The sequence below is a fragment of the Pseudomonas sp. Leaf48 genome, from assembly GCF_001421885.1.
In the GTDB taxonomy this organism is placed as follows: Bacteria; Pseudomonadota; Gammaproteobacteria; order Pseudomonadales; family Pseudomonadaceae; genus Aquipseudomonas.
Genome location: NZ_LMLH01000014.1, coordinates 19,726 through 44,422, shown reverse-complemented (window position 1 = coordinate 44,422; position 24,697 = coordinate 19,726). Strand labels below are relative to the sequence as shown.

At 60.4% G+C, this 24,697-nt stretch carries 23 protein-coding genes; 14 read left to right on the top strand and 9 right to left on the bottom strand.

Features of this window, described 5'->3' with window-relative positions; translation table 11 throughout:
- Positions 1-124 precede the first annotated feature (124 nt).
- The 3 genes from ASE98_RS12735 (at position 125) to ASE98_RS12725 (ending at position 1,982) form a co-directional block, all read left to right on the top strand.
- Positions 125-361, top strand: a complete 237-nt coding sequence (locus ASE98_RS12735; RefSeq protein ID WP_060541716.1) for a hypothetical protein — start codon at positions 125-127, stop codon at positions 359-361.
- Positions 362-544: 183 nt separating this feature from the next.
- On the top strand, positions 545-1,612 hold the full coding sequence (locus ASE98_RS12730) for a hypothetical protein (RefSeq protein WP_060541715.1): 1,068 nt from the start codon (positions 545-547) through the stop codon (positions 1,610-1,612).
- 16 nt (positions 1,613-1,628) lie between these two features.
- On the top strand, positions 1,629-1,982 hold the full coding sequence (locus ASE98_RS12725) for a DUF1428 domain-containing protein (RefSeq protein ID WP_060541714.1): 354 nt from the start codon (positions 1,629-1,631) through the stop codon (positions 1,980-1,982).
- Between the two features lie 12 nt (positions 1,983-1,994).
- Here the strand turns inward: ASE98_RS12725 and ASE98_RS12720 are convergent, their stop codons facing one another.
- Positions 1,995-2,189 carry a hypothetical protein gene (locus ASE98_RS12720; protein ID WP_060541713.1) on the bottom strand — a complete coding sequence of 65 codons (195 nt, stop codon included), beginning with the start codon at positions 2,187-2,189 and terminating at the stop codon, positions 1,995-1,997.
- 121 nt (positions 2,190-2,310) lie between these two features.
- On the opposite strand from ASE98_RS12720, the gene thpR reads away from it, so the two are divergent.
- A complete protein-coding gene (gene thpR, locus ASE98_RS12715) occupies positions 2,311-2,850 on the top strand; it encodes an RNA 2',3'-cyclic phosphodiesterase (RefSeq protein WP_060541712.1) in 540 nt (179 codons plus the stop codon).
- Positions 2,851-3,314: 464 nt separating this feature from the next.
- Here the strand turns inward: thpR and ASE98_RS12710 are convergent, their stop codons facing one another.
- The 5 genes from ASE98_RS12710 to ASE98_RS12690 form a co-directional block, all read right to left on the bottom strand.
- Positions 3,315-4,412: a polyamine ABC transporter substrate-binding protein gene (locus tag ASE98_RS12710; protein ID WP_060541711.1), complete on the bottom strand. Its 1,098-nt coding sequence runs from the start codon at positions 4,410-4,412 to the stop codon at positions 3,315-3,317.
- A 330-nt stretch (positions 4,413-4,742) separates the two neighbouring features.
- On the bottom strand, positions 4,743-5,627 hold the full coding sequence (locus ASE98_RS12705) for an ABC transporter permease subunit (protein WP_060541710.1): 885 nt from the start codon (positions 5,625-5,627) through the stop codon (positions 4,743-4,745).
- Positions 5,624-6,538, bottom strand: coding sequence for an ABC transporter permease subunit (locus ASE98_RS12700; RefSeq protein WP_060541709.1), 915 nt, complete (start codon positions 6,536-6,538; stop codon positions 5,624-5,626). Before ASE98_RS12700 ends, ASE98_RS12705 begins: the two co-directional genes overlap by 4 nt.
- Entirely contained in the window at positions 6,535-7,677 is a 1,143-nt protein-coding gene (locus tag ASE98_RS12695) for an ABC transporter ATP-binding protein (RefSeq protein WP_060541708.1), read from the bottom strand. The genes ASE98_RS12700 and ASE98_RS12695 overlap by 4 nt, the downstream gene beginning before the upstream one ends.
- Before the next feature lie 419 nt (positions 7,678-8,096).
- Positions 8,097-8,858 carry a gamma-glutamyl-gamma-aminobutyrate hydrolase family protein gene (locus ASE98_RS12690; protein ID WP_060541707.1) on the bottom strand — a complete coding sequence of 254 codons (762 nt, stop codon included), beginning with the start codon at positions 8,856-8,858 and terminating at the stop codon, positions 8,097-8,099.
- A 283-nt stretch (positions 8,859-9,141) separates the two neighbouring features.
- Here ASE98_RS12690 and ASE98_RS12685 point away from each other — a divergent pair, with 283 nt between their 5' ends.
- From ASE98_RS12685 to ASE98_RS12665, 5 genes are all read left to right on the top strand, one after another.
- Complete coding sequence (locus ASE98_RS12685; protein ID WP_060541706.1) at positions 9,142-10,518, top strand: glutamine synthetase family protein; 1,377 nt, start codon at positions 9,142-9,144, stop codon at positions 10,516-10,518.
- A gap of 394 nt (positions 10,519-10,912) precedes the next feature.
- Positions 10,913-12,403, top strand: coding sequence for an aldehyde dehydrogenase (locus ASE98_RS12680; protein ID WP_060541792.1), 1,491 nt, complete (start codon positions 10,913-10,915; stop codon positions 12,401-12,403).
- Positions 12,404-12,454: 51 nt separating this feature from the next.
- The gene (locus ASE98_RS12675; RefSeq protein ID WP_060541705.1) at positions 12,455-13,738 is read left to right on the top strand and encodes an NAD(P)/FAD-dependent oxidoreductase; all 1,284 of its coding nucleotides are present in this window, start codon (positions 12,455-12,457) and stop codon (positions 13,736-13,738) included.
- 344 nt (positions 13,739-14,082) lie between these two features.
- Positions 14,083-14,631, top strand: a complete 549-nt coding sequence (locus ASE98_RS12670; RefSeq protein WP_060541704.1) for a cupin domain-containing protein — start codon at positions 14,083-14,085, stop codon at positions 14,629-14,631.
- A 93-nt stretch (positions 14,632-14,724) separates the two neighbouring features.
- Positions 14,725-15,006, top strand: coding sequence for a hypothetical protein (locus ASE98_RS12665; RefSeq protein ID WP_060541703.1), 282 nt, complete (start codon positions 14,725-14,727; stop codon positions 15,004-15,006).
- Positions 15,007-15,157: 151 nt separating this feature from the next.
- Here ASE98_RS12665 and ASE98_RS12660 read toward each other — a convergent pair whose 3' ends face one another.
- Positions 15,158-15,373: a PLDc N-terminal domain-containing protein gene (locus ASE98_RS12660; RefSeq protein ID WP_060541702.1), complete on the bottom strand. Its 216-nt coding sequence runs from the start codon at positions 15,371-15,373 to the stop codon at positions 15,158-15,160.
- Positions 15,374-15,449: 76 nt separating this feature from the next.
- Complete coding sequence (locus ASE98_RS12655) at positions 15,450-15,641, bottom strand: alpha/beta fold hydrolase (protein WP_060541701.1); 192 nt, start codon at positions 15,639-15,641, stop codon at positions 15,450-15,452.
- A gap of 206 nt (positions 15,642-15,847) precedes the next feature.
- On the opposite strand from ASE98_RS12655, the gene ASE98_RS12650 reads away from it, so the two are divergent.
- On the top strand, positions 15,848-17,767 hold the full coding sequence (locus tag ASE98_RS12650; protein WP_060541700.1) for a tyrosine-protein phosphatase: 1,920 nt from the start codon (positions 15,848-15,850) through the stop codon (positions 17,765-17,767).
- Between the two features lie 202 nt (positions 17,768-17,969).
- Here ASE98_RS12650 and ASE98_RS12645 read toward each other — a convergent pair whose 3' ends face one another.
- Entirely contained in the window at positions 17,970-18,965 is a 996-nt protein-coding gene (locus ASE98_RS12645) for a helix-turn-helix transcriptional regulator (protein WP_060541699.1), read from the bottom strand.
- Between the two features lie 594 nt (positions 18,966-19,559).
- Here ASE98_RS12645 and ASE98_RS12640 point away from each other — a divergent pair.
- From ASE98_RS12640 to tssC, 4 genes are all read left to right on the top strand, one after another.
- The gene (locus tag ASE98_RS12640) at positions 19,560-21,281 is read left to right on the top strand and encodes a SulP family inorganic anion transporter (protein WP_060541698.1); all 1,722 of its coding nucleotides are present in this window, start codon (positions 19,560-19,562) and stop codon (positions 21,279-21,281) included.
- 57 nt (positions 21,282-21,338) lie between these two features.
- Positions 21,339-22,157, top strand: coding sequence for a polyphosphate kinase 2 (gene ppk2, locus ASE98_RS12635; RefSeq protein WP_060541697.1), 819 nt, complete (start codon positions 21,339-21,341; stop codon positions 22,155-22,157).
- 461 nt (positions 22,158-22,618) lie between these two features.
- Entirely contained in the window at positions 22,619-23,122 is a 504-nt protein-coding gene (gene tssB / locus ASE98_RS12630; protein WP_060541696.1) for a type VI secretion system contractile sheath small subunit, read from the top strand.
- A 33-nt stretch (positions 23,123-23,155) separates the two neighbouring features.
- The gene (tssC, locus tag ASE98_RS12625) at positions 23,156-24,694 is read left to right on the top strand and encodes a type VI secretion system contractile sheath large subunit (protein WP_060541695.1); all 1,539 of its coding nucleotides are present in this window, start codon (positions 23,156-23,158) and stop codon (positions 24,692-24,694) included.
- The last annotated feature ends 3 nt before the right edge of the window (positions 24,695-24,697 follow it).

Below are 24,697 nucleotides of genomic sequence, written 5' to 3'. Positions count from 1 at the left end.
TGAGTATAGGTGGCATTGCGTTTGTGCAAGAAAAGCCCTCCGGTCCAGCGCATCGGCGCGTTTCGGGGGGCTGAGCTAGCATGGCGGATAGGCTTTTGAATCCAGCAACGGGAGGAATGCAGCGATGACTGAACGCCATCTGGTCCACAGGGAGACGTTGTCCAACGGATGCAAGATCGAGGTCAAGGCCGAGATCCTGCGCGACGGGTCATTGGGGATGTTTATCGGGGTCTACGGGCCGGGCGGCAAGGTCATCGAAGAGAACCACGACCCCAAGCCCCACATGCTGGACATGGAGGCCGCGCTGGACTGGGGGGTCGATATTGCCAAAGGTATCGGCAATAGCCAGAGGACGTTATAAGCCAATCGGCGGACCGCTGCCCAGACGGGAGCACACCCCGGGCTCAATGCGCGCCGCTGATGAAACCAGGGCGCGGGTGGAGTCCCGGCTGGCTCGTTGCCCGGTAAGCCGGCGCCTATACTGAAACAGAAGATTCTGATCACCGAACATACCGTGCGGTGAAGACTGCAGGAAACCACGATCTTGAACCTGCGTTCGCTGATCGTCGCCGTGTTGGTGGTATTGGCGGGCTGCGCCACGCCTGAACGTGCGCAGGTGCTGGCACCGCCGCCGGTTGTGGTTTCGCCCAGTACCTGGCAGCAGGTGGACCGGGAAATTGTCGCGGCGTCGCAATTGGCCACCGAGCAGACAACCATCTATGCGCGTGGCTCCATGGACTACTGGCGCACTCGGGTCTATGAGCTCACCGAAGAGAACTTCATTCCCTGGTTCAGCAGTTACTGGACCCAGGAATGGCTGTCGATGAAGGTCAGTTGGTACTCCATCAGCTCCCAGGGCGAACAGGATGCGTCGGCCAAGCGACTGGCGGCGTACCTGCTGGAGGCGTATCAGGAGAAGGTGCTGGCACCCGCGGCGCTGGAGATCGACCCCGACGCGATTCTCAATAAGTCGATGGAGTTCTATGTCGACATTCTCAAAGAGGAAATGGGAAAAATCTCCCGGCGCCACGGCGTGCCGATGGCCCAGCTAAATGGTCGCCTGCAGAAAGTCCCCGCTATCGCCCTCGGGCCGCCCCCGGCGCGGGATGCGTCGTTGTATCAGGTGGTGCGCACCGAACCGTTGAGCACGTTGCCGGCCTATGCGGCGCTGGTCGACAAGGTCCATAAGGCCGGTGGCGATAGAGGGGTCGATTCCACCGACACCGCCATGGCCCCCGTGGCCAAGCGCGCCAGCCAGCGCATAGAGGCCGAAATGGCCCCGCGCGGGGCAGCCAGCGCTGTGGCGGCGGCGGCCGGCAAACTGGCCGGAGGCTTGATCACGGTAGGGGTCGCGGCCATTCGCGCGATTATCCGGGCCAACGACCGGCCGGACAGCGAGGCGCTGATCCGCAGCAGCCTGGGCAACACGTTCGACAAGGCCTGGATGAAGCTGGTGAAAAACCCGACCAGTGGGGTTATGGCCGGCACGTTGTATTTGGCGGCGCAGATCGAAGGCAACCTGGCGGATCGTAGCGAACCGCCGGTCGGGTTGAACGCAGCTACTGTCGATTGGAGTCCACCCGTATCGACTAACCAGCAGAACACCCCATGACCCAAGGAGAACACTCATGTCCTACGTTGATGGTTTTATCGCAGCCGTACCTACCGCCAATCGCGAGCAATACCTCAAACACGCCACAATTGCCGCCGAGATATTCAAGGAAAACGGCGCACTCAGCGTCGTCGAATGCTGGGGTGACGATGTGCCTGATGGCAAGGTGACGTCGTTTCCCCTGGCGGTGAAACTCAAGGCGGACGAAACCGTGGCCTTTGGCTGGCTGATCTGGCCGGACAAGGCCACCCGTGACGCCGGGATGAACAAAATGATGGAAGACCCGCGCATGCAGGCGGACGTCAATCCAATGCCGTTCGATGGCCAGCGAATGGTGTACGGTGGTTTCAACATTCTGCTCCAGGCCTGAGGCTGATTGGGATCACTCCGGCGCCGGGGTGATCCTGCAACTCTTGCGCTGTTGGATTTCGTCGTCCGTCGGTCGCTCGCGGATGAATTCGAAGCGTGGTTCACCTTCGCTGTAATGCACCAGCCAGCCCCAGTCCAGCTTGAGTTCGTCCTGGCCGGGCTCGGGCGGCGTGGCCCACCATGGCTCTTTGCTGATGATCTGTCGCATTGCCCCCTCCAGTTTATCGGCACCTTTGAACTATAACGCCCATGCCCGGTGGCGCCAGAAATGCGCTTGTCGATGCGGATGTATTTTGTACACTCAAGTGTCTTTCCAGGAGGTGACCGGTATGACCGAGGAATCCCGTGAGCCGTTTAAACGCCTGTTTTTTGCGTTGAACTGCGCACCAGGCCAACGCCGGGCAATCGCTCAATGGCGCGGCGAGTTGCATCTGCGCGATGGACGACCGGTGCCGGTGGAGAACTTTCACCTGACCCTGAAATTTCTGGGTTCGGTCGGCGTGGCGCAGATCGCCGACATCTGCGCTGCCGCGGCAAAGGTTCGCACGCCGGGGGAGTCGCTGACGGTGTTGCTTGATCGGCTGGATGTCTGGCGCAAGGCAGGGGCATTGGTGCTGGCGGCGGGGCAGGCGCCACCTTCATTGCTGCGGCTGGTGTATGACCTGGAACAGGCGATGTTGCCGTTTGCACTGGAAGAAACACCGCGTGAGTATCGGCCGCATCTGACCCTGATGCGTGACTTTCGCGCGCCGCTGCCGGAATCCTCGGAGCCGCCGGAGTTCTTCCTGCGCGCTGACCGCTTCACCCTGTTCGAATCCCACAAGGGTCGCTACCGGGCGCTGGCCGAATGGCCGCTTGGTTGTACCTGATAGCCATAAAAAAGGCGCCCGAGGGCGCCAAACTTCACCTTGACCGAGGGAGCCAGGTGAGGCCGTTCTTCTGCAGGAGAGGCAGCGGTGGTAAGGCGCTGCGGGAACGGAAAACGGTAGGGCGAGTATCTGTTGTATGTGATGGCCTCTTCGCGAGCAGGCCGGCACATCCAGCATCATGGGTGACTGAAACACCGCCATCGCCGGCAGGCCAGCTCCCACAGGGATTGTTTGCCTGCCATGATTTTTTGAGTTCACTGAAGATCAAACTGTGGGAGCTAGCCTGCTGGCGATTAGGCCGGCACATCCAGCATCAAGGGTGACTGACACACCGCCATCGCCGGCAGGCCAGCCCCCACAGGGATTGTTTGCCTGCCATGATTTTTTGTGATCACTGAAGATCAAACTGTGGAGCGAGCCTGCTCGCGATCGGGGCGTCAGGTACCGCGCAATTATTGTGCGAATTACTTGCCCAGCTTCACCTTGGTCCAACCCCGGGTCATGATGCGCTGGATGGCTATCGGCTGGTCCGGCACGGCATAGAGCGTGGCCATCACCGCCTGCGGCGGGTAAGAGCCCGGATCGTTGCGGATCGCTTCGTCAACCAGAGGGGTCGCCGCCGCGTTGGCGTTGCTGTAGCCGATATTGTTGGTGATGTCGGCAATCACGTCGGGGCGCATCAGGAAGTTCATGAACAGGTAGGCGTTGTCGACGTTGGCGGCATCGCGCGGGATGGCGAGCATGTCGTAGAAGCTGGCGGCACCTTCTTTGGGGATGCTGTAGTCGATCTTCACCTTGTCCCCGGCTTCCTGGGCGCGAGCCTTGGCCTGCAGCACGTCGCCGGAGTAACCGACGGCCACGCAGATGTTGCCGTTGGCAAGGTCCGAGATGTATTTCGAGGAATGGAAGTACGCCACGTTCGGACGAATCTTCATGAACAGCGCCTCGGCTTCGGCGATGTGCTGTTTGTCCTGGTCGTTCACCGGGTAGCCCAGGTAGTGCAGGGCTGTCGGGATCATTTCGGTCGGCGAATCGAGGAAGCTGATGCCGCAGGCTTTGAGCTTCTCGGCGTTCTGCGGCTTGAACAACAGGTCCCAGGAGTTGGTCGGGGCGTCGGCGCCGAGCACTTCCTTGACCTTCTGCGGATTGAAACCGATGCCGATCGAACCCCACATGTACGGGATCGCGTGGGCATTGTCCGGGTCGCTGGCCGATGCGTTTTTCAGCAGGACCGGGTTGAGGTTTTTCCAGTTCGACAGCTTCGACTTGTCCAGTTCCTGATAGACACCGGCCTTGATCTGCTTGGCCAGGAAGCTGTTGGACGGCACGACGATGTCGTAGCCGGATTTGCCCGCCAGCAGGCGAGCCTCGAGGGTTTCGTTGCTGTCGAAGACATCGTAGGTCACCTGGATGCCCGTCTCGTCCTCGAACTTTTTGACGGTGTCCGGGGCGATGTAGTCCGACCAGTTGTAGACGCGCAGAACCTTGTCATTGGCCTGGGCGCCGGTGGTAATCGCGCCCAATAAGGACAGTGTCAGCAGAGTCCTGCCAAACATTTTCATCGGTACAACTCCATTTCTTTTTTATTCAAAAAACACAACAGTGAACACAACACTTGTGGCAAGCGCGGACTTTTGTGGCAGGGGGGCTTGCCTGTGGTGAGGGGGCTTTTGTGGCGAGGGGGCTTGCCTGTGGCGAGGGGGCTTTTGTGGCGAGGGGGCTTGCCCCCGTTCGGCTGCGCAGCAGTCGTAAAAACCACTGAGTGCGGTGTCAATGGAACACCGCTTTGGGGCCGCTTCGCAGCCCAACGGGGCGGTGCGGCGGTCCGACAAGCCCCCTCGCCACAAAAGCCCCCTTACCACAGCAATCCCCCCCCCCTTATCACAGTTACCTCAGGCCGTCGCTTCCTGCATCTGCTTTTTCGGTTGTTGCCAGGATTCGCTGGCGGTCTGCTCCATGGCTTCCTGAATCGCCCGTTTACGGTTGGCTTCGGCGCGGCGGCTGAAGTACCAGACCATGAAGGTCACGATCGATACGGCCAACAGAATCAGGCTGGCCACGGCGTTGATCTCTGGCTTCACACCCAGGCGCACCGCCGAGAACACTTCCATCGGCAGGGTCGTGGAGCCCGGGCCGGACACGAAGCTGGCCAGCACCAGGTCATCCAGCGACAGGGCGAAGGACATCATGCCGCCGGCTGCCAGTGACGGCGCGATCATCGGAATCGTGATCAGGAAAAACACCTTGAATGGCTTCGCACCCAGGTCCATGGCCGCTTCTTCGATGGACAGGTCCAGCTCGCGAAGGCGGGCGGAGACTACCACCGCAACATAGGCGGCACAAAACGTGGTGTGGGCGATCCAGATGGTGACGATGCCACGCTCCATCGGCCAGCCGATCAACTGCGCCATGGCCACGAACAGCAGCAATAGCGACAGACCGGTGATCACCTCGGGCATCACCAGCGGCGCGGTGACCAGGCCACCGAACAGCGTGCGGCCCTTGAAGCGCGTGACGCGGGTCAGGACGAACGCGGCCAGCGTCCCCAGTGCGACGGCGGCAATCGCGGTGTAGCAGGCGATTTCCAGCGAGCGCAGCACCGAGCCCATCAGTTGTGTGTTGTCGAGCAGGCCGGCGTACCACTTGAACGACCAGCCACCCCACACCGTCACCAGCTTCGAGGCGTTGAACGAGTAGATCACCAGGATCAGCATCGGCAGGTAGATAAACGACAGGCCGAGCACCAGCATCAATTTTGAGAACCCGAAACGTTTCATCCCCGTGCCTCCATTTCTTTGGCCTGGCTGCGGTTGAACAGCAGAATCGGCACAATCAGGATCAACAGCATCACCACTGCAAGGGCGGACGCCACCGGCCAGTCGCGGTTGTTGAAGAACTCTTGCCACAGCACGCGGCCGATCATCAGGGTTTCCGGGCCGCCCAGCAGTTCCGGAATCACGAACTCACCGACCACCGGGATGAACACCAGCATGCAACCGGCGATGATGCCGTTCTTGGCCAGCGGCACGGTGATTTTCCAGAAGCTGTTGAAGGTGCTCGAACCCAGATCCGACGCAGCCTCCAGCAGGCTTTGGTCATGCTTGACCAGGTTGGCGTACAGCGGCAGCACCATGAACGGCAGGTAGGCATACACCACGCCTATATAGACGGCGGTGTTGGTGTTGAGGATCTCGATCGGGTGCGACGTCAGCCCGGTCCACATCAGGAAGCCGTTGAGCAGCCCGTTGTTGCTGAGGATGCCCATCCACGCGTAGACGCGGATCAGGATCGCGGTCCAGGTCGGCATCATGATCAGCAGCATCAGCACGTTCTGCGCTTCCTTGCTGGCCTTGGTGATCGCGTAGGCCATCGGAAAGCCGAGCACCAGGCACATCAGCGTACTGAACAGCGCAACCTTCAACGAACCCAGGTAGGCGGAGAGATACAGCTCATCTTCGCCGAGCAAGGTGTAGTTGCCGATGTTGAGCAGCAACTGGAATTTCTGCTCGGCGTAGGTGTAGATCTCCGAGTAGGGCGGAATGGCCAGGGCCGCTTCCGAGAAGCTGATCTTCATCACCAGGAAGAACGGCAACAGGAAGAACAGGCACAGCCACAGGAACGGAATGCCGATGACGAACTTGCGCCCGCTGGGGACCAGCCTGAGGAATTGCTGATTGAAGGTTTTCATGCGCGCAGTACCACGCCACTGTCGTCTTCCCACCACACGTAGACATGGTCGTCCCAGGTCGGACGTGCACCACGGCGTTCGGCGTTGGCCATGAACGACTGGACGATCTTGCCGCCGGGCAGTTCGACGTAGAACACTGAGTGGCCGCCGAGGTAGGCAATGTCATGCACCTTGCCGCTGGACCAGTTGTAGCGTTGCTCCGGCTTGACGGTGCTGACCAGCAGTTTTTCCGGGCGGATGGCGTAGGTGATCGACTTGTCCTGCACCGAAGTACTGACGCCGTGGCCGACGTAGATCTTCTGTTCCAGGTCCTTGCTGTGGATGATCGCGTGACCTTCCAGGTCCTCGATCACCGTGCCGTCGAAGGCGTTCACGTTGCCGATGAACTCGCAGACCATGCGGCTGACCGGCGCTTCATAGATGTCTACCGGGCTGCCGATCTGGGCGATCCAGCCCAGGTGCATGATCGCGATGCGCTGCGCCATGGTCATGGCTTCTTCCTGGTCGTGGGTCACCATCACGCAGGTCACGCCGACACGCTCGATAATCTCGACCAGCTCAAGCTGCATTTGCGAACGCAGCTTTTTATCCAGTGCACCCATTGGCTCGTCGAGCAGCAACAACTTCGGTCGCTTGGCCAGGGAGCGGGCCAGGGCCACACGCTGGCGCTGACCGCCGGAGAGTTGATGGGGTTTGCGTTTGGCGTATTGGGTCATGTGCACCAAACGCAGCATTTCGTCGACGCGGGCGTCGATCTCGCTGGCAGGCAAACGGTCCTGCTTGAGGCCAAAGGCGATGTTCTGCGCCACTGTCATGTGAGGGAACAGTGCGTAGGACTGGAACATCATGTTGATCGGTCGTTCGTACGGCGGCATGTCGGTGATGTCGACACCATCAAGCAGGATTCGCCCCTCGGTCGGACGTTCGAAACCTGCGAGCATGCGCAACAGGGTCGACTTGCCTGAGCCGGAACCGCCGAGCAGGGCGAAGATTTCACCCTGATGGATCTCCAGGGAGACATCGTCCACCGCAGTGGTCTCGTCGAACTTCTTGGTGACGCGATCGACTTTCACCAGCACCTTTTTCGGTGCCTGGTGACCTTCAAGAGCCTTCCTGTAAATGCTGGAGGCGTTTGCCATGTGAAACTCCCAACAGGTTTCAGTCGCCAGGCCAACGCGGCCCGGCTTAATAGTTGATTGCAAACCCGAGCCGGACGGTGCCGGTCAATTCAACCGTGCTCCCAGCAGGAGTCGGCTTGTGTGGCGAGGGGGCTTGCCCCCGTTGGGGAGCGAAGCGCCCCTGAAATCAGTCGACGCCGTGAAGTAGCACGCGCTGACCGATTCACGATTGCTTTGCAATCGAACGGGGGCAAGCCCCCTCGCCACACAAGCCAGTTCCTACAGGGAAGCCCCGTCGGCTCGGGTTCATTCGGCGCCGCCGTCCTGGCTGCCGGGTAGTGCTTGTTGTTATCGCAGGGTGTAGCTGCCGCGAGCGGGACGCGCGAAGGCGCCTGCCCGCTCGCGGGGGCAGTTAATCGTTGAATGGGATTACCGGGTCGTCAGCGCGAGTGCCGCTGGGCCGCCCGTTGCCGGCATGCTTCACCAAACGCCTGGAAAATCCGCAGGTAAGCAGGGTTGTCCAGCACCTGCCATTCCGGGTGCCACTGCACGCCGAGGGCGAAAGCCTTGCTGTGCTCCACCGAAATCGCTTCGATCAAGCCATCGGGCGCGACCGCTTCGGCGCGCAGGCCGGGAGCGAGGCGGTCGATACCCTGGCTGTGAATCGAGTTCACCTGGAACACCGCCGGCAGATCCAGCGCTTCGAACACGCCACCGGGCTGCACATTGACCGCATGCGCCGGTGCGTATTGCACCGCCAGCTCCGGGTGGTCGGCCTCGCGGTGATCGAGGTAGCCCGGCACTTCGTGGACTTTCTGATGCAGGCTGCCACCGAACGCCACGTTCATTTCCTGAAAGCCACGGCAGATGCCGAGTACTGGAACGCCAGCAGCAATCGCGGCGCGGATCAGGGGCAGGGTGGTGGCATCCCGCGCCGGATCGTGATCCGTGCCGGGGGCGCTGGCGGGGCCATGATAGTGGAAGGGTTCCACGTTCGACGGCGATCCGGTCAGCAACAGACCATCGAGCTGCGGCAGCAGGTCCTCGATTTCGGTCAGTTCAGCCAGGGAAGGGATGACGACTGGCAGCCCCAGTGCCGCAACGCTGACAGCGCGCAAGTACTTGTCGCCGCTGACATGGTAGGGGTGCAGGCCAATCTGTTTGACGCATGCAGTAACGCCGATCAATGGCTTGAGTGCCATTTTTATCACCTCGAAGTTTCACACTTGAACGAGCTTTTCCGGAGCTTAGCCTTGTTGATTTTAATTAACAACTGTCATGTAAAAAATTCTAAACGGCGAACGTCTGAAGCTGAGGATTTACCTGTGTTCCAGGGATGATCTGACACTCTATTGTCTCTGAGAGGCCCTAAAATAAACGTTGAAAGGCCAAGTGTTCGCTATTGACTTCACTTTGCCTTTCGGATTGACTGGCTACGTGAAAGGGCGGTGAACATAATAATTAACAGTAAAAAATAGGTGCATCATGTCGGTCCCTCTGCGTACCGTTCAACTCAACGAAGCAAACGCATTCCTTAAGAAATATCCTGAGGTTTTGTACGTCGACCTTCTGATTGCGGATATGAACGGTGTGGTGCGCGGCAAGCGCATCGAACGCACCAGTCTTCATAAGGTTTACGAGAAAGGCATCAACCTGCCGGCGTCGCTGTTTGCGCTGGACATCAATGGCTCCACCGTGGAAAGCACCGGCCTGGGCCTGGACATCGGCGATGCCGACCGGATCTGCTATCCGATCCCCGGCACCCTGAGCATCGAGCCTTGGCAGAAGCGCCCAACCGCGCAACTGCTGATGACCATGCACGAAATCGAAGGCCAGCCGTTCTTCGCCGACCCGCGTGAAGTGCTGGCCAATGTCGTGCGCAAGTTCGACGATCTGGGCCTGACCATCTGCGCCGCGTTCGAGCTGGAGTTCTACCTGATCGACCAGGACAACGTGAACGGTCGTCCGCAGTCGCCACGTTCGCCGGTGTCCGGCAAGCGTCCGATGTCGACCCAGGTGTACCTCATCGACGACCTCGACGAATACGTCGATTGCCTGCAAGACATTCTCGAAGGCGCGAAAGAGCAGGGCATTCCTGCTGACGCCATCGTCAAGGAAAGCGCCCCGGCGCAGTTCGAAGTCAACCTGCACCACGTATCCGACCCTATAAAGGCTTGCGACTATGCAGTCCTGCTCAAGCGTCTGGTGAAGAACATCGCCTACGACCACGAGATGGACACCACCTTCATGGCCAAGCCGTACCCGGGCCAGGCAGGTAATGGTCTGCACGTGCACATTTCGATTCTCGACAAGGAAGGCAACAACATCTTTGCCAGCGAGGATCCCGAGCAGAACGCCGCGCTGCGACACGCGATCGGCGGTGTGCTCGAGACCCTGCCGGCGCAGATGGCGTTCCTCTGCCCGAACGTCAACTCCTACCGTCGTTTCGGCGCACAGTTCTACGTGCCGAACTCGCCGAGCTGGGGCATCGACAATCGTACCGTGGCGGTACGTGTGCCGACTGGCTCGCCGGACGCCGTGCGCATTGAGCACCGCGTGGCCGGTGCCGATGCCAACCCGTACTTGCTGATGGCTTCGGTATTGGCCGGTGTGCACCACGGCCTCACCAACAAGATCGAGCCGGGCGCTCCGGTGGAAGGCAACAGCTACGAGCAGAACGAGCAGAGCCTGCCCAACAACCTGCGCGATGCTTTGCGTGAGCTCGATGACAGCGAAGTCATGGCCAAATACATCGACCCGATGTACATCGATGTGTTTGTGGCTTGTAAGGAAAGCGAGCTGGCCGAGTTCGAGAACTCCATCTCGGATCTTGAGTACAACTGGTATTTGCATACCGTTTGATATTTGAAAAGCCCCTCACCCTAACCCTCTCCCCGGGGGAGAGGGGACTGATCCGGGGATGCTCGGGAAATCCTGCGACCTGAACCTTTTGTGCCGAATCCATAGTCGACTCGGTGGATCAGGTCGCAGCATGCCTTGAGGCAGCTCGGTCAGTCCCTTCCGCCAAGGGAAGAGGGGAACCGTGATGCTCGTGAAATCCCGCGACGTGAAGCTGTTCTACCGAATCCATAATCGACTCGGTCGCTCAGGTCGCAGCAGATCCCAAGACCCCTCGGTCAGTCCCCTCTCCCTATGGGCGGTCCGACGTTTCGGGAGGGCTAGGGTGAGGGCCGGATGCCAAGCCGAACAAATGAACCAGACACACCTCAATTTTCCCCTGCGTCGAGTCAAAACAATGACAAACACTCGCAGCGACTGGGAGCAACGCTTCCAGTCCTTATCCATTGAAGGTCGGGCATTCATCGACGGCCAATACTGCGCAGCCGCCAGCGGCGCGACGTTCGAATGCATGAGCCCGGTGGACGGGCGATTCCTGGCAAACGTCGCCAGCACCGACGAAGCCGACGCCAACGCCGCGGTCGCGGTGGCGCGCCGCACCTTCGAATCCGGCGTGTGGTCCCAACTGGCCCCAGCCGAGCGCAAGCGCATCCTGATCCGCTTCGCCGACCTGATCCTGGCCAACCGGGAAGAACTGGCGCTGCTCGAAACCCTCGACATGGGCAAGCCGATCAGCGACTCCATGGGCATCGACATCCCGGCTACCGCCAATGCGGTCCGCTGGACCGCCGAGGCCATCGACAAGATCTACGACGAAGTCGCCGCCACGCCCCACGATCAGCTTGGCCTGGTGACTCGCGAAGCGGCTGGCGTAGTAGCGGCCATCGTGCCGTGGAACTTCCCGCTGATCATGGCCAGCTGGAAATTCGCCCCGGCCCTGGCGATGGGTAACTCGTTCATCCTCAAGCCTTCGGAAAAGTCACCGCTGACCGCGATCCGCATCGCGCAGCTGGCACTCGACGCCGGTATTCCCAAAGGCGTCTTCAACGTTTTGCCGGGTTTCGGTCACACCGTCGGCAAGGCTTTGGCGCTGCACATGGACGTCGACGTGCTGGCCTTCACCGGCTCCACGGCGATTGCCAAGCAGCTGATGATCTACGCCGGGCAAAGCAACATGAAGCGCGTCTGGGCTGAAGCCGGTGGCAAGAGCGCCAACGTGGTGTTCGCCGATGCGCCGGACTTGCGCGCCGCAGCGCAGGCCGCCGCCGGCGCCATTGCCTTCAACCAGGGTGAGGTCTGCACCGCCGGCTCGCGTTTGCTGGTGGAGCGCTCGATTCGCGAGCAGTTCATTCCATTGCTGGTAGAGGCCCTGCAAGCCTGGAAACCGGGCCACGCCCTTGATCCTGCGTCCACCGTCGGCGCGGTCGTCGACCAGCGTCAACTGGAAAACGTATTGCGCTACATCGAAGTCGGCAAGCAGCAGGGCGGTCAACTGATCGCCGGCGGCAGCCGCACCCTCGAAGACACCGGCGGCCTGTACGTGGAACCGGCGATTTTCGACGGTGTGACCAACGCCATGACCATCGCCCAGGAAGAAATCTTCGGCCCGGTGTTGTCGGTGATCACCTTCGACAGCGAGCAACAAGCGCTGCAAATCGCCAACGACAGCATCTACGGTTTGGCCGCCGGCGTATGGACCAGCAACCTGAGCAAGGCCCACACCTTCGCCCGTGGCTTGCGCGCCGGCAGCGTCTGGGTCAACCAGTACGACGGCGGCGACATGACCGCGCCGTTCGGCGGGTTCAAGCAATCGGGCAACGGTCGCGACAAGTCGCTGCACGCGTTCGATAAGTACACCGAACTCAAAGCGACCTGGATCAAGCTCTGACACCTTTATAAGCGGCGGTCGCCGGCTCTGCGGCGACCATCGGAGAAATCTATGAAACAGACACATGTAAACAGCTACTACGCCGCCACCCGCAACTTCACCGGCGATTTCCCGGTGCTCGAAGGCGCTGTGGACTGCGACGTCTGCGTGATCGGTGCCGGCTACACCGGCCTGTCCTCGGCCCTGTTCCTCGCCGAAGCGGGCTACAGCGTGACCGTGCTCGAAGCCGCCAAAGTCGGCTTCGGCGCCAGCGGTCGCAACGGCGGTCAACTGGTCAACTCCTACAGCCGCGACGTCGATGTCATCGAAGAGCGCTATGGCGACAAGACCGCCGAGGTCCTCGGCAGCATGATTTTCGAAGGCGCCGACATCATCCGTCAGCGCATACAGCACTACGACATCCAGTGCGATTACCGTCCTGGCGGCATCTTCGCGGCGATGAACAAGAAGCAGCTCAAAGGCCTGGCCGAGCAGAAGAAAAGCTGGGAGCGCTACGGCAACAAGAACCTGAAAATGCTCGACGCGGCGGACATCAGGCGCGAAGTCGGTTCCGACGCCTACGTCGGCGGCCTGCTGGACATGCAGGGCGGGCACATTCACCCGCTGAACCTGGCCCTTGGTGAAGCTTCGGCAATCATCGGCCTGGGCGGCAAGATCTACGAGCAATCGGCGGCGGTGGAAATCACCTACGGCGAGCCAATCACTGTGCGCACTGCCAAAGGCCTGGTGAAGGCCAAGTACCTGCTGATCGCCGGTAACGCCTACCTGCCCCAGGGCCTCGACAATCGCGTGACCAGCAAAAGCATGCCGTGCGGGTCGCAAATCGTCGTCACCGAGCCGTTGTCGAAGCAGCAGGCCAAGAGCCTGATCAGCAACAACTACTGCGTTGAAGACTGCAACTACCTGCTCGACTACTACCGCCTGACGGCCGACAACCGCTTGCTCTACGGCGGCGGCGTGGTCTACGGCGCACGTGAGCCGGACGATATCGAGCAACTGATCCGGCCGAAAATCCTCAAGACCTTCCCGCAACTCAAGGACGTGAAGATCGACTACCGCTGGACCGGCAACTTCCTGTTGACCATGTCGCGCATGCCGCAATTCGGCCGTATCGAGAAAAACGCCTACTACATGCAGGGCTACAGCGGCCATGGCGTCACCTGTTCGCACCTGGCCGGCAAACTGATCTCGGAAATGATCCGTGGCGATGCCGAGCGTTTCGACGCCTTCGCCTCCTTGCCGCACATGCCGATGATCGGCGGGCGCACCTTCTCGGCACCGTTGACCGCTCTTGGTGCCGTGTACTACTCGCTGCGCGACCGGTTCGGGATCTAAGCTTTACCTCACCGGCGGCATCCCCAAAAGTGCCGCCGGTTTTTTTAGCCGCTCAAACATCGCTTTCCCTGTGGGAGCGGGCTTGCTCGCGAAGAGGCCATATCAGGCGCAATTGATGGCGCCTGATACACCGCCTTCGCGAGCAAGCCCGCTCCCACAGGGGCCACGGTTGATTGAAGATTGATGTTCACAGTCATTTTCCCCCACCGTTTATCGAACCTGCTGAGCAACTCTGACAAACGTGATTTAATAGCCGCCTTTCACGTTTGCGGGGCCGGAAACGGCGTGAATCGCGCCAGCTCTCCACACCCATTATCCTTGAGTAGTACGCACATAAGGCTGTCATGGACACGGGCTCACGACTCAAATTAGTACGCGAAAGCTACAAACTATCCCAGCGCGAGCTGGCCCGGCGTAGCGGCGTCACCAATGCCACCATTTCCCTGATCGAACAAAATCGCGTCAGTCCCTCGGTCAGTTCCCTGAAGAAACTGCTCGAAGGCATTCCCATGTCACTGGCGGACTTTTTCACCTTCGATCAGCCGCCACGCGAACACCAGTACGTTTTCCGTTCAAGCGAACAGCCGGATCTCGGCCGTCACGGCCTGCGTCTGCTGCTGATCGGTGCGTCTGTACCCAGCCGGCAAATGCGTCTGCTGCGCGAGCAGTACGCGCCGGGTGCCAGCTCAGGTGAAGAGCCGATTGTGCACGCTGAAGGTGAGGAATGCGGCCTGGTCACCCGTGGCACCGTGGAACTGACCGTGGACGGCCAGGTGAGTGTGCTCAATGCTGGGGACGGCTATTACTTCCCGACGACGCTGCCGCACCGGTTTCGCAATATCGGCCAGGATGAGGCAGAGATCATCAGCGCCAACACGCCGGCGAACTTCTGATCACCAAGGCGGTGTGACCGCTCGTCCACTGCGTCGCACCTTCTTGATAACGGTTCTTCCAAGCTTTATCAGCCACGCAAAGGAAGAACCGTCATGCTCAATCAAAAGTTTGTTGTCCTGACACTTGCCGCCATCCTCACTGGCACCTCGCTGGTGAGCATCGCCGCCGAGAAACCCTACACCAGTTCCACCGAGGCAGACGGCACCAGCCAAACCAAGGATACCGGTCCAAAACCGACCAATGCCGACCCTGATGCCGCTTCACTGCCCCAGGGCGCCGACAGCGGCAAGACCGACAACGGCCCGGTCCCTGCGGGTTCCAAGCCTGTTGCCCCTGGCCAGGTGGGCGGTGGCAGCAGCGGTGGGGGCAGCTGATTCAAGCGCACCCAATCTGGATCTGATACCTGGTACCTGTAGGAGCGAGCATGCTCGCGAAAAACGTCAACGATAACGCGGCAACAGGTTTACCGCGGTGTCATTGCGTTTTTTCGCGAGCATGCTCGCTCCTACAGGAAACCAGGAACTGTTAATGTCCGGATTGCGGCGAAGGCGAGTGCGCTACGTGCTTGGGCCCCGCCAGCGCCCACAACGCCAGCCCGAGCAGCGGCACAAACACGATCACCACCATCCACACCCCCTTGGTACTCGCTTTACCGGCGCTTTTGCGCACCCGGTTGATCGCCCAGAGTTCGATAAGCAAAAGCACTGCAGCCAATACGATCCACATTGTCGGGTTTTGCATGCGTCACCTCCTGATGGTCCTTCAGTTAGGTGGACGCGGGCCCTTTGCGTTCATTAAATTTTCGCCCGGCATCGCTTCACTTCGCGATAAATTCGCGAATCGCCGCAATGGTCGGCCCCGGTGCTTCTTCCATCAGCCAATGCCCGGCGTTGGCAACGACCACCTCGGTGACGCTGTCTGCGGCATTGCGCATCACGATCGCTTCATTGGCGCCGAAAGATTTTTCGCCGCTGACTGCCAGCACCGGCATTTTCAGTTTCGTCGCCATCGACGCCTCATTGTCCGTGGCGTCCTGGCGAATGCTGCGGAACTGGGCAAAGGCGCATCCATCACCACCAGACGCCGGGTGCGGACAGATAACGCACCTCGCGGACAGATCGCGCAGGCATTTTCTGCGAAAGGCAAACTGTAATATTCAGTATCACTTAGCCACAGATAGTAGGCAGCCCAACGAGTAGTCAATGAGGCTGTACCGTGTTTCAACGTCTTGTGTGTTCGCTGTCTGTCCTGAGCCTGTCCATCGCCGCCGCCCAGGCCGCCGACCCTGTGCCCCTCAATACGCCACGCCTGAAAAGCATCGACAACTTGCGCGATGTTGCCGGCCTCACCACGGCGTATTCCACTGCGCACGATGGCACCATGCGCGCCGGCGTGTTCTATCGCTCCAATGCACTGACCCCGTCGGCCGCGGACCTGGCGACGTTGAACAGCCTGGGCATCAAATCGGTCTACGACCTGCGCACGCCCAGCGAGATTGCAGGCACGCCTGATACCCTGCCGACGGGGGCGACCTACAGCAACATCGACATCATCGGCAGCACCACGTCCGGCTCGAACATCACCAGCGTCGCTTTTCACAGTGCCGCCGATGCTGTTGCGATGATGCAAGAGACCAACCGCGCGTTCGTCAGCGACGCCGGAATGCGCGGCCAGATCAGCAGGCTGTTCAACGAACTGGCCGGGGTCGACGGTGCTGCGCTGTTCCATTGTACCGCCGGCAAGGACCGCACCGGCTGGACCGCCGCCGTGCTGCAGAGTATCGCCGGGATCGATGACGCGACGATCATGAGCAATTATCTGGCCACCAACGACTACACCGCCGCGCGCGTGCAGGCGACCCTGGCCGCACTGCCGCCGAGCATGGCCGCCGTTTATGCGCCGCTGCTCGGCGTGGAAGCGAGCTTCCTGCAGGCTGGCCTGGATCAGGTCACCGCGCAGTACGGCAGCATGGACAACTACCTCAAACAGGGCCTGGGCCTGTCCCAGGAAACCATCTACGTGCTGCGCGGCAAGATGGTCTATTTCAACAGCTTGCCCGGTCAGCAAGGCCTGGTCGGCAACGCCGCCGCAGGTGCCCAGCTGTTGCAGCAACTACAGAACACCAGCCTCTCAGGCACTTACAGTGACTACAACTATTACCTGCAATCGGCCATCGACGCCGGCAACCTCGCGGGTGTCGAATCCACGGTCGGTGGTCAGGTGCACGCCGACGCCGCCAGCTACCTGCTGCGCCAGGGCGCGATGATCGAACAGGCCGCCGCGCCCTTCACCAGTGGCATCGATCTGAAGGCCGGGCAATACCGCTTGTGGAGCAGCGCCCTGGCCGGTTACCTGGGCACCGATGGTTCGTCCCAGGCGTCCAGCAGCAACGAGCACAGCCAGGGGCTGATGGTCGGCCTGACCCAACGCTTCTCGGAAAACCTTAGCGCCCATGGCGGCATCGGCTACAGCCGTGGCAGCGTCGGCGGGGCGGGTGGCGAGGCGGACACCGATTACACCTTCCTCTCGGCGGGTGCGCGATTCGCCCCGAACGGCCTGGAACGCGGCCTGTTTGTCGACGCCGATGCCAGCGCCGGCTACCTCGACTACGACAGCAAGCGCGAACTTGGCGGCGGCCTGGGCACAGCCAAGGGCGACAGCCACGGCAACCTCTATGGCCTGACGCTGGCGCTGGGTTACCGCGTGCCGGTGAGCGATGTGATCCTCGAACCGAGTCTCGGCGTGCGGGTCAGTCACGTGAACCTGGACGGTTTCCAGGAGACGGGCAGCGAACTGGCCCTCGACGTCGACAGCATCAATGAAACCCGCCACAGCGCCGTGGCCAACCTCAACGTGGCCTTTGCCCCGGTCGGCATGGGCGCGTGGCAGCTGGTGCCGGGTGTTCAGGTCGGCTATGAGCATGTGCTGGGCGATAACGAGATTGACAGTCAAGGGCACCTGCTGGGCCTGGACGTGGAGCAACAGGCCGCCTTCGACAATCGCGACCAGTTCACCGCCGCAGTGAACGTCATGGCGCATTTGGGCGCGGTGAGTGTCGGGGCGCAAATGGGTGCCAGTGGCGGTGGTGACAGCCATGGCTTCAATGGCGGGTTGAAGGCCAGTTATCTGTTCTGACGGGATGTCATGGCGGTAGCGCATCTGCCGCCATTGATGTTGTATCGGCGGGCCTCATCGCTAGCAGGCTAGCGCCCACAGGGATTGATGGTGACCAGGAGATTTTTGATCGCCCGGATCAATTGTGGGAGCCAGCCTGCTGGCGATGGGGCCGGCACAGCCAATACAGATGCTGACTGACACGCCCCGGCAGGGTGAACAATCAAACCATCGCGAACCCCAAACGTCCCTCCCGCCGGCCATTCTTCACCTCTGCCGGACTCACCCCATACGCCTTCTGAAAATACTGGCAAAACCTCCCGACATTGCTGAACCCGTATTGCAACGCCACCTCGGTCACCGAAGGCGCGGTCTCACCGGCAAGTTCGGCATAGGCACGCTCCAGCCGTACTTGCCGCTGATAAGCCACGATCGACATCCCCATGAACCGCTGAAATCCATCCTGCAGCGCGCGCAGGCTGACATTGCTCAACCGGGCCAGGTCCGTTCCGCTGACCAGATCATCGGGATGTTCCTGGATGTACTCGACCGCCAACTTGACATGTCGCGGCGCAATCGTCGGGGCAGGGCGTCGCAGCGCTTGCGTGAAGTTGTGCGGCCAGGCTTGAAGTACCGCATCAACCAGCATCTCGCGCAGGCGCGAAGGCAGTAGCGCGCCCGCATTGATCAGCAGATCGAACTCGTTGCCCGTGGCCATCTCCACTAACGTGCGGATGACCTGGAAGGCCGGGACATTCAGATCCACTACGGGCTCGAAATACAGCTTTTCCAGAATCGGCTTGCCCAGCAGGGTCGACAGGCGCTCGGTAAACAGTGCGCGCCGGATCGAAATTCCGTGCTGGGCATGGTTGTCCATGAAGCGCATCGAGCGGATATCAGCCTTGTCGATGGCCAGGCCGACCTGGCTACCGCCAACGGTGGCATGGTTGTAGAGGATCTTCCCGGCGCTGGGGATGACGAAGGTAATCTCGTCCAGTGGCTCGGGAAAGTCGACGGTGAAATCCCCCAGGTAGTGCATGCGGCGAAAGCTGACACCGTCGTGCCTGCCATACACCCCGCCGATGATGATGTCTTTGGGCGGCGGGCGCGAGTCGGCATAGAGATTGCCGAACATCTTCGAGAACAGCGCGCCAAAGTCGTCGCAGTTCAGGTCGCTGGATCTAAGGATGATGTTCTTGCGCGTCGTGCTTGAGTACACCGGAAGTGGCACCTTGGGCGGAGGAGCGGGGACCCTGCTGCAGGGCGCAGTCGATCGCAGGTCGAGCGCCGCGGCCAGGGCAAGCGCGCTGACGCTATCAGGCTTTAATGACAGGATCGTGACGGGGTTTGCCCTGAGGCGTTGCGTGCAGCGCCGTGACGCAAAGGCTTATCAGTGCCTTTTGGCCGATACCTGCTGCGCCATGGCTCAAACTCGCAGAGGCTGTCCTTGTGGGACTGCCTGGGTCGTACTATCGTCAAACATCAGATTTAGAGGGACTTCCTGCCACCAGGGCCGCAGAGGGAAGTCCACGATAACGCACCAGATGTCCCATACCCGACGTTGTTCTTCGATGGTCAGGCCTTTGCGCAAATCCACTGGCCGGCGCCATTGACCGAGTCCGGCCATATCGGCCATTGCCGGTAGATTCAACCCCGGTTTTTCATGCCCCGGCGCCTGGGTTTTGCGACCTTGAGCCGATTGCCTGTGGGGACAGGTGAATGGCGTATGTGCAAAGACCAGATGAACAGATCAGACCCGGTGAACCGGGCACACGCAAAACTTTATAAGACCGATTCCGACAGGGAGTGATACATGAGTGAGCAGGGCAGCCATCCGCAGCCGCGGGTTCCCGGTACCCGACACCAGGGCACCTTGCGTGGCCTGCTAATACCCGAGTGGCTGAACAACTACAGGCCGGACTGGTTCAGGGGCGATGTCATTGCCGGGCTGACGGCGGCGGCCGTGGTCATTCCCAAGGCGCTGGCGTATGCCACCATTGCCGGCCTGCCGGTGCAGGTCGGGCTGTATACCGTATTGGTGCCGATGGTGATCTATACCGTGCTCGGCACCTCGCGCCCGCTCAGTGTCAGCACCACCACCACCCTGGCGATTCTCGCCGGCTCCGCGCTCGCCCAGGCCAGCCCGTCCGGTGATCCGGCGTTACTGTTGGCGGCCTCGGCCACCTTGGCCTTGATGGTGGGCGCGATCCTGATCATGGCCGGGGTGCTGCGCCTGGGTTTCGTTGCCAACTTCATTTCCGAACCGGTACTGGTGGGCTTCAAGGCGGGCATCGGTGTGGTCATCGTTCTCGACCAGTTGCCCAAGCTGCTGGGCATTCACATCGACAAAGGCAGTTTCCTGCACAACCTGGTGGCGATTTTCCAGGGGCTCGGACATGTCTCGCTGCCGACCGTGGCGGTCGGCGTTTGCATGCTGGCGGTGCTGGTCGGCATGAAGCATTTTACCCCTCGATTGCCGGCGCCGCTGATTGCGGTAGCGCTCGGCATTATCGCCATGAGCCTGTTTGATCTGGAGCGTTTCGGCGTGTCGGCGGTCGGCGTGGTGCCGATTGGGCTGCCCGCACCGGTATTGCCGATCTGGTCGTTGGCCGCTGATCTCTGGCCGTCTGCGATGGGCATCGCGTTGATGAGCTTTACCGAATCCATCGCCGCTGCGCGCGCCTTCGCTCGCAACGATGAACCCACGCTGCAGCCCAATCGCGAATTGGTCGCCACCGGCATGGCCAATATCGGCGGGGCGTTTCTTGGCGCCATGGTCGCTGGCGGCGGCACCACCCAGACGGCGGTCAATCGCCTGGCCGGGGCTCGCTCGCAATTGGCGGGGTTGATCACCGCGGCACTGGCGCTGGGTACCTGCCTGCTGCTGGCGCCGTTCATTGGCATGATGCCCAATGCCACGCTTGCCGCCGTAGTGATTGTGTACTCGGTGGGCCTGATCGAGCCCAGGGAATTCCGCGAGATCCTGTCAGTGCGCAAGACCGAGCTGGTCTGGGCCATCGTCGCCATGGTCGGCGTCATGCTGCTGGGCACCCTGCAAGGGATTGTCGTCGCCATTGTCGTGTCGCTGCTCGCCCTGGCCTATCAGGTTTCCGATCCACCGGTGCACATCCTGGGTCGCAAGCCCGGCACCAACGTGTTCCGTCCACAGTCCCCGACGAACCTCAATGACGAACACTTTGACGGGCTGCTATTGCTTCGGCCCGAAGGTCGCATCTTCTTCGCCAATGCCGAGCGTATTGGCATGAAGATACGGCTGTTGATCGAGACACACGAGCCGGGGGTCGTCGTCCTCGACCTGCGCAGTGTGTTCGATCTGGAGTACACCGCCTTGAAGATGCTCACCGGCGCTGAACAACGCTTGCGCGAAAAAGGCGTTTCGCTGTGGCTGGTGGGAATGAGCCCCAGCGTTTCGGCTATGGTCATCAAGGCACCGTTGGGGCGCACGCTGGGCGAGGCGCGCATCTTCCATAACCTGGAATTGGCGGTTGAGCACTATCGGCTCAGTCGACTGTGAATGGCAGCTGTCGGGCGCTTCCTGACACTGTTCGGAGTATCTAGCGAGGTTTGCACCATGGCAAAGAAAAAGGCAGCAGTGAAAAGCCAACCTGATGACAGCGGCAAGCTCAAGAACAAGGTCTATCTCAATGAACTGGCCCGGCTGCACGTTGAACTGGTCAAGTTGCAGGAGTGGGTGAAAGAGAAGGGCATCAAGGTTTGCGTGATCTTTGAAGGGCGCGATGGCGCCGGCAAGGGCGGGACCATCAAGGCCCTCACCGAACGGGTCAGCCCACGGGTGTTCCGCGTCGTGGCACTACCGGCACCGACCGATCGGGAAAAGAGCCAGATGTACCTGCAACGCTATCTGCCGCACATGCCGGCGGCCGGTGAAGTGGTGATCTTCGATCGCAGCTGGTACAACCGCGCCGGCGTGGAGCGGGTGATGGGGTTCTGCACGGACGAGCAGCTCGAGACCTTTCTCACGGTGGCGCCGCGGGTCGAGCAGGCACTGGTCGAATCGGGCATCATCCTGATCAAGTACTGGCTGGAAGTCAGCGAAGAGGAGCAGACCCGTCGGCTCAAGGGACGTATCACCGACGGCCGCAAGATCTGGAAGCTGTCGCCGATGGACCTCAAGTCCTACAACCGCTGGTACGACTACTCCCGTGCCCGGGACGACATGTTCAAAGCCACCGATACCGAGTTCGCCCCTTGGCGTGTCGCCAACTCGAACGACAAGCGCCGGGCCCGTCTCAATATCATCAGCGATCTTCTCGCCAGCATTCCCTATGAGGATGTGAAACGCGCCAAAGTGAAACTGCCTAAGCGGCAGGCGCAGGGTGACTACCGCGAGCCGGATTATCCGTACCGCTATATCACCGAGCAATTCTGAGGTCTTGCAGACCGCCCAGCCTGCGCTCAGTCCTGAGTGCTTTCGAGCACAGCTGTGGTGATATCAGAGATCGGGTATTCCTTGTCTTCTGATTTCATGACGGCTGTGCCGCATTGCTTTTGCAGCGAGTCAATAGATTGCGTGTAGGCAATTTCTCTAGCCATGTAGGAAGTTGCTGTTTCGAGTGCAAGCAAGTTCTGAGTGCAACGTAGCCTTTATCTAAATATTAGTTACAGGATGGTAAGCCTGCGTAAGTTAGTTCAACATTCCTCCTGGTAAGTGTTTGAGTGTTTGTTTCGGCAGCTGTACTTACCCTGTCTATGGTCTATTTTTGTTGCTCTAACAGCTTGCATGCTGTGGTCGGTAATGTGACTTCATAATGCCGGCGGGCATAGTGGGTTGGAATTTGTAATTGATTTTGTGTAACGGTGTAAATCGTTACAAATGCTCATGGAGGATTTATGGCTTCTGGTAGTTTTCAAAACGAAGTGCCCAAGGCTCGGGTGAATATCAAGCTCGATTTACATACCGGTGGCGCGCAGAAAAAAATCGAGCTGCCGCTCAAGTTGATGGTGATGGGCGACTACAGTAACGGCCGGGAACAGCGTCCGTTATCGGAGCGAGCCAAAGTCGGCATCGACCGCAACAATTTCGACAGCGTGCTGGCCGAGTACGCGCCCGAGGTCAAGCTGGTGGCGTCCAACACCCTGGCCGACGAGGCTGGCGAAATCCCGGTGGAGTTGAGCTTTGGCAGGATGAAGGATTTCGAGCCGGAGCAGGTGGCCCGGCAAATTCCACAGCTGCGCGCGCTGCTGGCGATGCGTAACCTGCTGCGCGACCTCAAGTCGAACCTTCTGGACAATGCCACGTTCCGTCAGGAACTGGAGCGCATCCTCATGGACGAGTCGCTGAGCGATGAACTGCGGGGCGAGTTGGCTGCCCTCACTGCGCAACAAGTTGGTTAATTCAACTCGGTTTGTTTAAAAGGAAGTTTCAATATGTCTACTGAACAATCCAACGTGCAATCGCGCGGCGCTACGGTGCTGTCCAAAGAAAACCAGGGCGTGTATGGCGCGCTGTTTGGCAAGATCAATCTGAGTCCGGTAAAAGTGCTGGGCGAAATTGAAGTCTTTCAAGACGCCGAAGCACTTTCCGATGTTTCAGCTGATGAGCGCGTGACCGCCGCAGTCAGCGTTTTTCTCAACTTGATCAAGCAATCTTCCCACAAGGTCCAGCGTCTGGACCGCACGCTGCTCGACGAACACATTGCCTCACTGGATGCGCAGATCAGCCGGCAACTGGATGCCGTGATGCATCACGAGGACTTCCAGCGTGTGGAGTCCACCTGGCGCGGTGTGAAGTCGCTGATCGACCAGACCGACTTCCGTCAGAACGTGCGCGTCGAACTGCTGGACATCAGCAAGGACCACCTGGTCCAGGATTTCGAAGATGCCCCGGAAATCGCGCAAAGCGGCCTGTATGTGCAGACCTACATCCAGGAATACGACACCCCGGGCGGGGAGCCGATCGCCGCGGCCATCTCCAACTTCGAATTCGATCGCAGCCCCCAGGACATCGCCTTGCTGCGCAACATTTCCAAAGTCGCGGCCGCTGCGCACATGCCATTCATTGGCTCGGTCGGGCCGGCCTTCTTCGGCAAGCGCTCGATGGAAGAGGTGGCGGCCATCAAGGACATCGGCAACTATTTTGACCGCGCCGAATACCTCAAGTGGAAAGCCTTCCGCGAGAGCGACGACGCCCGTTACATCGGCTTGCTCATGCCTCGCGTGCTCGGGCGCCTGCCGTATGGCCCCGACACCGTTCCCGTGCGCAGCTTCAACTACATCGAGAGCGTCAAGGGGCCGGACCACGACAAGTACCTGTGGACCAATGCGTCCTATGCCTTCGCGGCCAACATGGTCAAGAGCTTCATCGCCAACGGCTGGTGTGTGCAGATCCGTGGCCCGCAGGCGGGCGGCGCGGTCACCGACCTGCCGATCCATCTGTACGATCTGGGCACTGGCAATCAGGTGAAGATTCCCTCGGAGGTGATGATCCCGGAAACCCGCGAGTTCGAGTTCGCCAACCTCGGTTTCATCCCGCTGTCCTACTACAAGAACCGCGACTACGCCTGCTTCTTCTCGGCCAACTCGACGCAGAAACCGGCGCTGTACGACACCGCGGACGCCACCGCCAACAGCCGGATCAATGCGCGCCTGCCGTACATCTTCCTGCTGTCACGGATTGCCCATTACCTGAAGCTGATCCAGCGCGAAAACATCGGCACCACCAAGGACCGCCGTGTGCTCGAGCTGGAGCTGAACAAGTGGGTCGGCGGGCTGGTCACCGAAATGAACGATCCCGGTGATGACCTGCAAGCGTCGCACCCGCTGCGGGCTGGCAGGGTGACGGTCGAAGATATCGAAGACAACCCGGGTTTCTTCCGCGTCAAGTTGTATGCCGTGCCGCATTTCCAGGTGGAAGGCATGGACGTCAACCTGTCGCTGGTTTCGCAGATGCCGAAGGCGAAAGCCTGAATC